A 12461-nucleotide genomic window follows, 5' to 3' on the forward strand; every position below is an offset into this window, starting at 1 on the left:
GGCGCGCTCCTCAGGATGAGGGAAAATGGCGCGATTTGTTGCTCGAATAGGGCGGTTAGCTCCCGCCTTCCCCCGGCGCCTGCGCGTGGATGGCCAGCGCGTGCACGCCGCCGGAGAGTTCCGCGGCCAGCGTCGCATTAATCATGCGGTGACGCTCGACCCGGCTCTTCCCTTTGAAGGCATCAGACACGATATAAACCCGGAAATGCGTCTCGCCGCCCGGCCGGTGGCCCGCATGGCCTTCATGCAAATGTGATTCATCGACCACTTGCAGGCTGTCCGGCGAGAAAGCTTCGCGCAACTTGTTGCTGATAGTGTCTTGTGTAGCCATGTCGTTGCCTGTCATGTGAGCCATAAAGTCGCGCGATCGCGTTTCTTTAATCCCGTGCTTCTACGCCAATCGCAATGTCAAGACTTGAAGGTTTTTGCATTGCGTAGTCAAAGTTAGCCATGCCGATCGATTCATCAAAATTCTTCGACTCCATCCGCGTCAAGCCGAGAGGTGCGAAGCCGGAAGCGAAGCCGCGCGAGACCGTGGTCGCCTGCGAATGGACCGGCTGCCAGAACAAGGGCAGCCACCGCGCGCCAAAGGGCCGTGAGAATTCGCGCGAGTACTGGCACTTCTGCCTCGATCACGTGCGCGAGTACAACCAGAACTACAATTTCTTTTCCGGCATGAATGCCGACGCCGTCGCGCGCTACCAGAAGGATGCGCTGACCGGCCACCGCCCGACCTGGAAGATGGGCGCCAATGGCGGCGTCAAGAAGGGTGCGGAAGCCGAGATCGATGGCGCCTTCGATCCGTTCAGCATGTTCAGCGAGATCAACGGCCGCGCCAACTGGCGGCGCGGGCCGGAGGCCCAGCCCAAGGCTGAAACGCGCAAGGTGATGAACGCCGAGCGCAAGGCGCTTCAGGTCATGGGGCTCGGCCCCGACGCCACGCTCGCCGACGTCAAGACCAAGTACAAGGCGCTGGTGAAGCAGCATCACCCGGATGCGAACGGCGGCGACCGCTCCACCGAAGACCGCCTGATCGAGATCATCAAGGCGTATAATTATCTGAAGACGGTGGTGAAGGAGGCGTAGGCCCCCGCACCCTGGCGCGCGCTCGCTGCTTTCCCTTCTCCCCTTGTGGGAGAAGGTGGCGCGAAGCGCCGGATGAGGGGTTGGGTCCGCGAGTTCACTGCAAGAGATTCGTCCGCCGAGAGAACCCCTCACCCGTCTCGCCGCTGCGCGGCGAGCCACCCTCTCCCGCAAGGGGAGAGGGGACAGCACGCTCCATCCGGGCTAGACGTCGCTCAATCCTTCGGCATCGCTCCCACATACGACGAACTCGGCCGGATCAGCCGTCCTGTCCGCCGATGCTCGAGTGCATGCGCGGTCCAGCCTGCAGAGCGCGCTACCGCGAAGATCGGCGTGAAGGCCTGGCGCGGGATGGCGAGGGCATCGAGCAGGATCGCGGTGAAGAACTCGACATTGGTCTCCAGCGGCCGATCCGGATTCTTCTTGCGCAGCGCGGCGCGGATATAGGCCTCGACCTCGCCGGCAAACGGCAGGTCGGCGCGCGGATCGCGCACGCGATAGACGCGATGGCCAAAACCCATCAGCCGTTCGCCGCGCGCCAGCGCCGCATCGACCCACGGCCTAATCCGTTCGCGCGAACCGATTGCATCCAGCATTTCCAGCACCGGCTCCGGCGCGCCGCCGTGCAGCGGTCCCGTCAGTGCGCAATAGCCGGCGGTGACGGCGGCGAACAGATCGGCCTGCGTCGAGGCCACCACGCGCGTGGCGAAGGTCGAGGCGTTCATGCCGTGATCGCAGACCGTGACGAGATAGGCGTCCAGCGCCGCGACCTCGCGCGGCTCGGGCATAGCGCCACGCAGCATCTTCAGCGTATCGGCGGCATGGCTCGCATTCGGATCGGGCGCGACCGGATCAAATCCCTTCGCCTGTCGCACCAGCGCGCCGGCAATCACCGGAAACGCGCCGACGATGGTCGCCTCGTGCTCGAGCCCGTTCTCGGCGCGAAGTCCTGCGACCGCCGCGCGAAACCCGTCGATGATGCCCATACCGCGCGTTGCCGGCAAAAGATCCGGCAGCCGCGCAAAGGCGCGTTCGCGTGCAAGCCCGAGGCTCGCGCGCACATTGGCTTCGCTGAGCGTGCCTCTAGATGCGCCGTTCCAGAGCCGGGCGGTGACGCCCTCGAAGCTCGACTGGCGGGCGAGGGTGCCGACATGCTCGCCGGCAATGATGAGCTCGCCGCGCTCGCCGTCGACATGGCTGAGCACGGTCTCGGCGGCGGGAACCCCGTCCAGCCCAATCTGGCTTTTGGTGAGGTGGATGTTCATGGCCTGTCTCCTTTCACGATGAGAAAGGTCAGGCCTCTCGACAGATTGATCAATCTTGATTACATAAATCAATATGAAAAATTCCGAGGAGCTGTACCTCTCGGCGCGGGAGGCCGCCGCGGAACTTGCGATCTCGCCTGCGACACTCTACGCCTATGTCAGCCGCGGCCTGATCCGCTCCGAGCCGACGGCGGATTCGCGCAAAAACCGCTACCGCGCCGAGGACGTCCGCAACCTGAAAGAGCGTCGCGTCCCGTCGCCGGAACCGCGGGGCCTGCGCAGCTTCGACGCCGACCTGCCGGTGATGGACACGGAGATCTCGACCATCACCGAGGAGGGCGCGATCTATCGCGGCGTGAACTGCGTCGACCTCGCTGAGCGGGACACGCTGGAGCATGCCGCGACGTTGCTCTGGGACGTCTCCGGCGTCGATCCCTTTGCATCGGACAATTGCCCCCAGGTCTCGGACGAGATGCGCGCGATCGCGGAGGCCGCGCGCCGAGCAGCCCCAATCGACCGCGCCATCGCGGTGCTGGCGCTTGCCGCGAGCGCCGATCCCCGCGCCTTTACCCGCGCGCCCGATGGCCGCGCGATGGTCGGAGCGCGCATCGTCCGGCTGCTGGTCGCAACCATGCTCAATGCCGAGCCCTCGTCCGCGCCGCTACATCAGCAGATCGCCAGCGCCTGGGCACCCGACAACAAGCATGCGGCTGATCTCGTCCGCCGCGCGCTGGTACTGCTGGCAGAACACGAACTGAATGCGTCGACCTTCACCGCACGCTGCGCGGCTTCTACCGGGCTCAATCTCTACGATGCCGTCATTGCTGGTCTCGCCGCGCTGAAAGGCCCGAAACATGGCGGCGCCGGCGTGCTGGCCTCGCAGCTCGTGAAGACGCTGGTGGATCGCGATGTCGAGCCGATGGTGCGTGAGCGCGTCGCGCTCGGCGAGCATTTTGCCGGCTTCGGCCACGGCGTCTACAAGCGCGGCGATCCGCGCGCACAGTCGCTGCTCAATGCGTTGGCGAGGGCCGGCGCGCCGCGCAAATTCACCCGCGAGGTGCCGGAGCGGATTGCGGAGGCGACCGGCGAGTTCGTCAATATCGACTACGCGCTCGCCGTGCTGGTGCACGCCCTGCGCCTGCCGGCCGGCAGCGAGCTCGCGCTGTTCGCAATGGCGCGCAGCGTCGGCTGGATCGCGCATGCGAGCGAACAATTGCAGCACGGAAGGCTGATCCGCCCGCGGGCGCGCTATGTTGGGCCAGCGCCTGGGCGGCGGGCGGGGACAGTCGATACGAAGGGCTGAGATCGCTCCTCGCCCCAGATCGCTCTGCCACCCCCGAGCTCTCCATCGTCGTCCTGGCGAAAGCCAGGACCCATACCGCGGAATCTATCGATTAGGGACGCTAGCAGTACCGGACGACGAATCTTCGCCGAACCACTCCCTGGGGTAATGGGTCCTGGCTTTCGCCAGGACGACACCTGTGGTGTGGCGGCCCTCTAACCCTCCGGCTTTGCCGGCACGACCCTGCTGCCGTGCCTCCGGCGGATGCTCCAGATCACGAGGCCCACAACGATCGCGACGCCGACGACAGTGAGCATCCAGATGTGCTTGGCGGGATGCCCGTGGTGCGGCAGGCCGGAATAGCTGTGCCAGGCCGAAATCGCGAGGTCGCCCGGCAGCACGTGCGCCGGCGCCCAGACCAGGATTGCAGGGATATTGACCGCATAGAAGCGCGCCGGCGCCATGCCGACCGCACCGGCGGTGACCGGTACGAAAGCCCGGATTGGTGGGACAAAGCGGGCGAAGAACACCGCCCAGGTGCCGAACCGGCGGAAGAAGGTCTCGCTCTCCTCGATCACGCGGGGATAGTTGGTCAGAGGCCAGCTATTGAGGATCTCGCGCTGCTGCTTGTGTCCGATCCAGTAGGCCGAGCCGTCACCCAGAATGGCGCCGAGGGCGGCGGCCAGTAGCACCCATTGTAGTTTCAGTTCGCCGCCCGGGATCAGGGCGCTCAGCGCCAGGATGATGGTCGAGCCGGGAACGACCGAACCCACCACCGGAACAGCCTCCAGCAGCGCCGCGAGGAAGAGAGTCAGGTAGGCCAGCCCAGCATGGGCCGAGACGAAGTCTATGAAGGGATCGAGGAAGGACGTCACGTCGTCTCTGTATCGGGCAGGAGCATTTGGGTTCAGACCTTACACAAGTAGGGCGCGGCCGCCAAAGTGCCAAAGCGGGCGGCGAACGCTTGAAGGCCATGGAATTTCGGCGTGATTCGCAGGGCAGCCTTCCAAAAATCGCGTTCCTTGCCTATCTAAATGAAATGACAACGGAACTTTGATTGGGGCGCGGGCTTCTGCCGGCTCGTGGTCTCTGATAGGTTCGCAACTGCACCCAGCCGCCGCCAAAGTGCAAATAACTGGTCTCGGGACCGCCCGGGGCCTCGGAGGATGAATGACGACCGCCGCCCTGTCCAAAGTTGAGGAAGTCAACGGTTTGCCCGACATGAAGGTGTCGGTCCGCCAGGTCTTCGGGATCGACAGCGATCTCGAAGTGCCGGCCTATTCCGAAGTCGATCCTCACGTGCCCGAAGTCGATGCCGATTACCGTTTCGACCGCGCCACCACGCTCGCGATCCTCGCAGGTTTCGCCAAGAACCGCCGCGTCATGGTGACGGGCTATCACGGCACCGGCAAATCCACCCATATCGAGCAGGTCGCCGCGCGCCTCAACTGGCCCTGCGTGCGCGTCAACCTCGACAGCCACATCAGCCGTATCGACCTCGTCGGCAAAGACTCGATCGTGGTCAAGGACGGCAAGCAGGTCACCGAATTCCGCGACGGCATTCTGCCCTGGGCGCTCCAGCACAACGTCGCGCTGGTGTTCGACGAATACGACGCCGGCCGCCCGGACGTGATGTTCGTGATCCAGCGCGTGCTGGAAGTCTCCGGCCGCCTGACGCTGCTCGACCAGAACAAGGTGATCAAGCCGCATCCGGCGTTCCGGCTGTTTTCGACCGCCAACACCGTCGGCCTCGGCGACACCTCGGGCCTCTATCACGGCACCCAGCAGATCAACCAGGGCCAGATGGACCGCTGGTCGATCGTCACCACGCTCAACTATCTCGGGCATGACGAGGAAGTGGAGATCGTGCTGGCGAAGGCCAAGCACTATCGCACCCAGGAAGGCCGCGACATCGTCAACAAGATGGTTCGCCTTGCCGATCTCACCCGCAACGCCTTCGCCAATGGCGATCTGTCGACGGTGATGAGCCCGCGCACGGTGATCACCTGGGCCGAGAACGCCGACATCTTCGGCGATATCGGCTTCGCCTTCCGCGTCACCTTCCTCAACAAGTGCGACGAGCTCGAGCGTCCCCTGGTCGCCGAGTTCTATCAGCGCTGCTTCAACGCGGAGCTGCCGGAATCGGCGGTCAACGTGGCGCTTAGCTAGTCCCATGCCAACCATCACCGCCGAGCGCAGCATTGGGACGACCAAGAAAGCGGTGCTCGCCGGGCTCATTGGCTACAACAATGAGCGGATGGGAAAGCAGAAGTACAAGCGCCTCGCGATTTCCCTGAAAGAGCGCGGCAAGATCGTCGGCGGCATCGTCGGTGAGGTCTGGACGCAGGTTCTGTTCATCCAGTTCTTCTGGATCGAGCAGAAATTCCGCGGCAAGGACCACGGCACCAAGCTGATCGCGGCGATCGAGGACGAGGCGAGAAAGATCGGGGCGACCCGGTCTTATCTCGACACGATGAGTTTCCAGGCGCCGGGCTTCTACCGCGCTAGCGGCTACGAAGAATTCGGCGCCATTGACGGCTATCCTGGCGGCGTGACGCGCCATTGGTTTACGAAGTCGCTATGAGCAGCACATCCAACTCCAAATTCCGCAACACCAAGGAAGCGCCGACCGAGCCGTTCAAGCGCTCGGTGGCGTCGTGCCTGAAGGCGATCGCCAAGACGCCCGAGCTCGAAATCAGCTTCGCCGCCGAGCGCCCCGGCCTTGCGCCGGGCAAGGCGCGGCTGCCCGAGCCGGCGCGGAAAATGACGAAGCGCGATGCGGCGATCGTGCGCGGCCATGCCGACTCGATCGCGCTCAAGCTCGCCTGTCACGATCCGAAACTGCATCGCAAGCTGATGCCGGGCAATCCGCAGGCACGCGGCGTGTTCGAGGCGGTGGAGCAGGCGCGGGTCGAGGCGATCGGCGCGCGCCGCATGGCGGGCGTTGCCAAGAACCTCACCGCGATGCTCGATGACCATTTCCATCGCGGCAAGTTCGACGAGATTACCGACCGCGCCGATGCGCCGCTGGCGGATGCGCTCGCCATGCTGGTGCGTGAACGCCTGACCGGAATGGCGCCGCCGGCGGCGGCCAAGAAGATGGTCGATCTCTGGCGGTCGACGCTGGAGGACAAGATCGGCAGACGGCTCGACCGGCTCGACAGCCTGGTCGAGAACCAGACCAAATTCGGCGACGCCATCCATGACCTGTTGTCGGCGCTCGAGCTGGGTGACGAGCGCAACGCCGATTCCGACGAGGACGACAATCAGGACGACAACCGCGACGGCGACAACGATCAGGCCGGCGCGGAGGGCTCACCCGATTCCGACGCCGCGCAGGAGATGAGCGCCGACCAGGCGCAGGCGACGACCGAGGAGATGAGCGAGAGCGCGATGGAAAGCGCGCAGGCCTCGACCTCGGACACCTTCGACGACGGCGAGCTCGGTGACGACGAGACGCCGGGCGAGGCGACGCGGCCGAATTCGCGCGGGGTCAACGAGCCGCGCGGGCCGGAATATCACGCCTTTGCGCCGAAGTTCGACGAGGTGATCGCCGCCGAAGATCTCTGCGACCATGACGAATTGGAGCGCTTGCGCTCCTACCTCGACAAGCAGCTCGCGCATCTGCAGGGCATCGTCGCGCGCCTCGCCAACCGCTTGCAGCGCCGCCTGATGGCGCAGCAGAACCGCGCCTGGGAGTTCGATCTCGAAGAGGGCATTCTCGATCCCGCGCGGCTGTCGCGCGTGGTGACCGATCCCTATCACCCGCTGTCCTTCATGCGCGAGAAGGAGGCGACCTTCCGCGACACCGTGGTGACGCTGCTGCTCGACAATTCCGGCTCGATGCGGGGACGCCCCATTACGGTGGCGGCAACTTGCGCCGATATCCTGGCGCGCACGCTGGAGCGTTGCGGCGTCAAGGTCGAGATTCTGGGCTTCACCACGCGCGCCTGGAAGGGCGGACAATCGCGTGAGGCCTGGCTCGCCGCCGGCAAGCCGGCCAATCCCGGCCGCCTCAACGACCTCCGCCACATCATCTACAAGTCGGCGGACGCGCCCTGGCGCCGTGCGCGGAAGAATCTCGGCCTGATGATGCGCGAGGGGCTGCTCAAGGAGAACATCGACGGCGAGGCGCTCGACTGGGCGCACAAGCGCCTGCTCGGCCGCACCGAGCAGCGCAAGATCCTGATGATGATCTCGGACGGTGCGCCGGTCGACGATTCCACGCTGTCGGTCAATGCCGGCAACTATCTCGAGCGGCACCTGCGGCACATCATCGAGGAGATCGAGACGCGCTCGCCAGTGGAGCTGATCGCGATCGGCATCGGCCATGACGTTACGCGCTACTACCGCCGCGCGGTGACGATCGTGGACGCCGAAGAGCTTGGCGGCGCCATCACCGAGAAGCTCGCCGAGCTCTTCAGCGAGACGCACACCGCGCCCGCGCAAGCCCCGAGCCGCCCGCGCCGCAAACTGCATTCGTGACCGCGCGTTTCTCCCGCCGCCAATTTCTCGGCCATGCGGCGGGAGCAGCGACGCTCGCGCTCCCCGCAAATGCGCGCGCAGAGGTCGCGACCCAGCCGCCGAAATCGGCGGGGCAGGCCGAGCACACCGTCACCGAGCCGGTCGCCATCGAGGTGAACGCGCGGCAAATTCCTTCGTTCGAGCCGCGCGATCGCGCGCGCACCCGCTTCGGCGCGCTGGAGTATCGCAGCGGTCTCGTCCTGACCTCGCCCTATCGCGGCTTCGGCGGCCTCTCCGGCATCCGCTTCCTCGACGCCCAAGGACAACGCAAGAAAGGAGAGCGCTTCATCGCGATCTCCGACCAGGGCGCGTGGTTCAGCGGGACCATCCGCTACGCCGGGCGCGACATGGCCGGGCTCGACGACGTCGAGGCCGCGCCGATGCTGAACGCCGAAGGGCGGCCGATCACCGAGAAGCGGCTCTGGTACGATACCGAGTCAATCGCGCTCGACGGCTCCTTCGTTTATGTCGGGCTCGAGCGCGTCAACGCGCTGATGCGCTTCGACTTCTCCAAAGGCTTTACCCGCGCCCGCGGCGAGGTGCTGCCGTTGCCGCCCGCCGCGAAGAAGCTGCCGTACAACAAGGGGCTCGAGGCGCTGGTGTTCGTGCCCAAGGGCCTGCAAAAGGCGCAGCCCTTGGCCGGCACGCTGATCGCGTTTTCCGAGCGCGGGCTCGACCGCGACGGCAACCTGATCGCCTTCCTGATCGGCGGTCCCTCGCCCGGGCAGTTCAGCGTGCGCCGCACCGAGAATTTCGACATCAGCGACGCGGTGCTGCTGCCTTCGGGCGAACTCCTGATCCTGGAGCGCAAATTCTCCTGGTTCACCGGCGTTAACATCCGCATCCGCGCGATCCCCTTGAAGTCGATCGCGCCCGGCGCGCTGGTCGATGGTCCCGAGCTCTTCGCCGCCGATCTCGGCCACGAGATCGACAACATGGAAGGCATCGACGCCCATATCGGCGCCGACGGCGAGACCGTGCTGACGCTGGTCTCGGACGACAATTTCTCCTTTCTCCAGCGTACGCTGCTGCTGCAATTCACGCTGGTGGAGTAGTAGCCTTAACCCCGCTGTCGTCCCGGGCTCGCGCTTCGCGCGCCCCGGGACGACGGCGGGTGTTGAACGCGCAGTCGGAGAGCCGCGACATATCGGCATGCTCATCCCTCGCGCCATTCTCGCTCTCGCCCTCACCCTTGCCGCCCTGTCGCCGGCGCATGCCACGGCCGAGCATGACTATGCCAAGGGCGAGTACGCGATCATCGCGGGCGGGCGCGCGCCGAACGGAAAGCTGTCGATCGCGGCACATGGAAGCGGCGAGGGCGGCCGCGACAAATTCCGCGTCTACCTGATGGCCGAACCCGGCCACCGTCGGCTGGCTGTGCTGGACGACATCAGCGAGAACAACAATCTCGATACCGCGCCCGATTCCTATCACGCCGGCTGGTCGCCGGACTCGCACTACGTCGCGGTCTCCTTCCGCAGCGAGCGCCACATCCTCACGCTGAACATCTACAGGATCGAGGGCGGCCGTGCGCAGCTCATCGCCGCGCCGGACCTGTTCCGCGACATGACGGGACGCAAGATCGACCGTAAGACCGACGGCGACATGCGCGCCTCGAGGCCGGGCGTCGAATGGCAGGGCCCGCGCCGCTACCGCTTCTCGGACCATCGGCTGTTCGTGATGCAGGATGCCGGGCTCGCCGACAAGATCGGCGCGTTCGGCAAGTCGAGCAAGATGGACGACGGCCGCTATTCGATCGAGTTCTCGGCGGAGGCCGTCGTCGACATCGACCGCGGCGGCCGCTTCCGCATCGGCAAGCCGGAGCCGGGCGCGTTCTGGGAGTAGGTGTTGTGGGTGAGGGCGCGTGTGAAGGAGGCATTCCTTCTCCCACCGTCATTCCGGGGCGCGCAACACGCGAGCCCGGAATCCATCACCACAGGGTCGTGTTGTCCAGGCGAGATCGTGGTTGAAGTCCCGCGCCACAACTTCTCCCTGGGGGGTATGGGTCCCGGGCTCTCTTCGCGCCCCGGGACGACGGCGGAGCGTGTGGCGCCGCCTTGTGACCATGTGAGAGCGCAATGCGCCGCGCCGCTAGCCGCCATTCCTCCCGCGCGGCTAGCATTCCGCCTCCCGCCGACTACACTTCCCGCCCATCGCCCCTCCATCCGCCGGAACCCGCATGAGCGCCCTGTTTTCACCGATCGAGCTGCGCGGCCTGTCCTTGAAGAACCGCGTCATGGTGTCGCCGATGTGCCAGTATTCGGCCGAGGACGGCGTTGCCACCGACTGGCACTTCACCCACGTCAATTCGCTCTCCCTGTCGGGCGCGTCCGTGTTCTGCATCGAGGCGACGCATGTCGAGGCGATCGGCCGCATCACGCCGGGATGCCTCGGGCTCTACAGCGATGCCTGCGAGGCCGCGCTGAAGCAGATCATCACCTCGGTGCGAAAACATTCCACCGCCGCCGTCGCGATGCAGCTTGCGCATGCTGGCCGCAAGGGCTCTTCCGCGCGGCCCTGGGACGGCGGGCAGCAGCTGGCGGAAGCTCAAGGCGGCTGGCAGACGGTTGCGCCAAGCGCCGTGCCGCACAAGGGGGGCGAGGCGGCCCCAACCGCGCTCGACCGCGCCGGCATGATCCGCATCCGCGACGCCTTCGTCGATTGCGCGCGCCGCGCCGATCGGCTCGGCATCGATGCGATCGAGCTGCACGGCGCGCACGGCTATCTCATGGCTCAATTCCTCTCGCCGATCTCCAACCACCGCACCGACGAGTATGGCGGGAGCTTGCAAAACCGCATGCGCTTCCCGCTCGAGGTATTCGACGCCGTGCGCGCGGCGTTCCCGCATGACAAGCCGGTCGGCATGCGGGTGTCCTCGACTGACTGGGTCGAAGGCGGCTGGGACCTGCCGCAGACCATCGAATTCGTCAAAGAGTTGAAGAAGCGCGGTATCGACTGGATCGACGCCTCTTCCGGCGGCGTGTCGCCGCTGCAGAAGATTCCGCTCGGCCCCGGCTACCAGGTGCCGTTCGCGGAGGCCATCAGGCGCGAGACCGGCGTGACGACGATCGCGGTCGGCCTGATCACGGAAGCCAAGCACGCCGAGGAGATTGTCGCCTCCGGCAAGGCCGACATGGTCGCGCTCGCGCGGGCCATGCTCTACGACCCGCGCTGGGGCTGGCACGCCGCCGCCGAGCTCGGCGGTGTCGTCGACGCCCCGCCGCAATATTGGCGCTCGCAGCCCTCGACGCAGAAGGCGCTGTTCGGCAAGACGACGTTCGGGGCGCGGTGAGGGGGCGTGTGTGCACGATGCGCTGCGCATGAGTTGCGACGCCGCTTCCCCGCACCCTCGCATCACCCCTCCGTGACTCTACTAACCTTCCGCCACTCCCGAAATTAGCCTAACCTCGCCATCGCAAACCCCCGCGAGGCCTGCCATGCGCTATGGTGTCCGGAAGTCTGCCCACGTGCTGGAGCGCTGCGGACTGGCGCTGGCGGGGGCGGCGTGCGGCCTGTTCGTCGGCGCCTATGTCGGGTCGGCGATCCCGATGCTGACCACGCAGGGATTTCTGGTGCTGATGATGGTGCTGGGGACGATCGGCTTCTATCTCGGCATCGACACCCCGCAGCTTCCCTTCGACCAGGCGCATGAGCAGATCGACGCCGCGGAATTCCTGAGCTCGGCCGGCACCCTCTTCGCCAGCGTGACCGCCTTCGTCTCCGTCGCCGTCATCGTGCTGCGCGAGAACCCGGACATCGTCTGGACCTGGCTCGTCTTCCTCGGCTGGATCGCCGGCGTCGCCATGCAGATCGTCGCGGGCGCGAAGGCGCGGTGGCGGAAGGACAAGTCTTGAGCGTGTACGTTTGTGGGGCTATCGCGCCGCGTACTGCGCTTGCGCTCCCGCGATCGAACGCACCGATGATGCGGCGCGTGCTCTCCGTCTCAGCGAGTGTATCGTCCCCCTAAAACACCACCCCGATCCGCGTCCCGCGCTTCCACGCGACGCGGCAGCGTTTGCGCGTGTTGACGTGGAGCAGCTCGAAGCGGTCGGGGACTTTTACCTGGCCGCCGAGATCGACGCAGGCGCCGCCCGGCGAATAGTCGATCAGCGTGCAGTTGATCACCGGCGCCTTCGGGTCCGTGATGATCTTGGCCTGCCTCGACACCAGCCCGCTCGGCTTGACGCGTGTAAATCGACGCGGATGCTGCATGTCGCTTGTCCTCCGTACGCGAAATGCGTCCTTGCGGGAAAGAATGGCACAGAGCGTCGCACCATCGCGCTAACTGTTGCGCAAGCATTTTAGCG

General features: G+C 65.8%; 13 protein-coding genes. 9 read left to right on the plus strand and 4 right to left on the minus strand.

All coding sequences use genetic code 11. The annotated features are described in order from the left end of the window. Window positions 1-55: 55 nt before the first annotated feature. Window positions 56-331 (minus strand): BolA family transcriptional regulator, encoded by a 276-nt coding sequence (locus NLN62_RS19560; RefSeq protein WP_027524078.1) that lies wholly within the window; start codon window positions 329-331, stop codon window positions 56-58. 119 nt (window positions 332-450) lie between these two features. Between NLN62_RS19560 and NLN62_RS19565 the strand changes: the two genes are divergently transcribed. Next, on the plus strand, window positions 451-1086 hold the full coding sequence (locus tag NLN62_RS19565; RefSeq protein WP_254109879.1) for a J domain-containing protein: 636 nt from the start codon (window positions 451-453) through the stop codon (window positions 1084-1086). Between the two features lie 212 nt (window positions 1087-1298). On the opposite strand, the gene NLN62_RS19570 is transcribed toward NLN62_RS19565, so the two are convergent. After that, on the minus strand, window positions 1299-2348 hold the full coding sequence (locus NLN62_RS19570) for a citrate synthase/methylcitrate synthase (RefSeq protein ID WP_254109880.1): 1050 nt from the start codon (window positions 2346-2348) through the stop codon (window positions 1299-1301). A gap of 73 nt (window positions 2349-2421) precedes the next feature. Here NLN62_RS19570 and NLN62_RS19575 point away from each other — a divergent pair, with 73 nt between their 5' ends. Next, window positions 2422-3651: a citrate synthase family protein gene (locus tag NLN62_RS19575; RefSeq protein ID WP_027524081.1), complete on the plus strand. Its 1230-nt coding sequence runs from the start codon at window positions 2422-2424 to the stop codon at window positions 3649-3651. A 194-nt stretch (window positions 3652-3845) separates the two neighbouring features. Here NLN62_RS19575 and NLN62_RS19580 read toward each other — a convergent pair whose 3' ends face one another. After that, window positions 3846-4505 (minus strand): DedA family protein, encoded by a 660-nt coding sequence (locus tag NLN62_RS19580; protein WP_254109881.1) that lies wholly within the window; start codon window positions 4503-4505, stop codon window positions 3846-3848. Between the two features lie 295 nt (window positions 4506-4800). Here NLN62_RS19580 and cobS point away from each other — a divergent pair, with 295 nt between their 5' ends. From cobS to NLN62_RS19615, 7 genes are all read left to right on the plus strand, one after another. After that, window positions 4801-5799: a cobaltochelatase subunit CobS gene (cobS, locus tag NLN62_RS19585; RefSeq protein ID WP_027524083.1), complete on the plus strand. Its 999-nt coding sequence runs from the start codon at window positions 4801-4803 to the stop codon at window positions 5797-5799. A 4-nt stretch (window positions 5800-5803) separates the two neighbouring features. Further along, window positions 5804-6214, plus strand: a complete 411-nt coding sequence (locus NLN62_RS19590) for a GNAT family N-acetyltransferase (RefSeq protein WP_027524084.1) — start codon at window positions 5804-5806, stop codon at window positions 6212-6214. Beyond that, window positions 6211-8115 (plus strand): cobaltochelatase subunit CobT, encoded by a 1905-nt coding sequence (gene cobT / locus NLN62_RS19595; protein ID WP_027524085.1) that lies wholly within the window; start codon window positions 6211-6213, stop codon window positions 8113-8115. Before NLN62_RS19590 ends, cobT begins: the two co-directional genes overlap by 4 nt. Beyond that, on the plus strand, window positions 8112-9209 hold the full coding sequence (locus tag NLN62_RS19600) for an esterase-like activity of phytase family protein (protein WP_027524086.1): 1098 nt from the start codon (window positions 8112-8114) through the stop codon (window positions 9207-9209). The genes cobT and NLN62_RS19600 overlap by 4 nt, the downstream gene beginning before the upstream one ends. Window positions 9210-9306: 97 nt before the next feature. Then, window positions 9307-9999, plus strand: a complete 693-nt coding sequence (locus tag NLN62_RS19605) for a hypothetical protein (protein ID WP_254109882.1) — start codon at window positions 9307-9309, stop codon at window positions 9997-9999. A gap of 334 nt (window positions 10000-10333) precedes the next feature. Continuing rightward, window positions 10334-11446: an NADH:flavin oxidoreductase/NADH oxidase gene (locus tag NLN62_RS19610; protein ID WP_254109883.1), complete on the plus strand. Its 1113-nt coding sequence runs from the start codon at window positions 10334-10336 to the stop codon at window positions 11444-11446. A gap of 145 nt (window positions 11447-11591) precedes the next feature. Continuing rightward, the gene (locus NLN62_RS19615) at window positions 11592-12008 is read left to right on the plus strand and encodes a hypothetical protein (RefSeq protein ID WP_027524089.1); all 417 of its coding nucleotides are present in this window, start codon (window positions 11592-11594) and stop codon (window positions 12006-12008) included. Between the two features lie 109 nt (window positions 12009-12117). On the opposite strand, the gene NLN62_RS19620 is transcribed toward NLN62_RS19615, so the two are convergent. After that, a complete protein-coding gene (locus NLN62_RS19620) occupies window positions 12118-12366 on the minus strand; it encodes a PilZ domain-containing protein (protein ID WP_027524090.1) in 249 nt (82 codons plus the stop codon). Window positions 12367-12461 lie beyond the last annotated feature (95 nt).

This window comes from Bradyrhizobium sp. CCGUVB23, assembly GCF_024199885.1.
GTDB lineage: Bacteria > Pseudomonadota > Alphaproteobacteria > Rhizobiales > Xanthobacteraceae > Bradyrhizobium.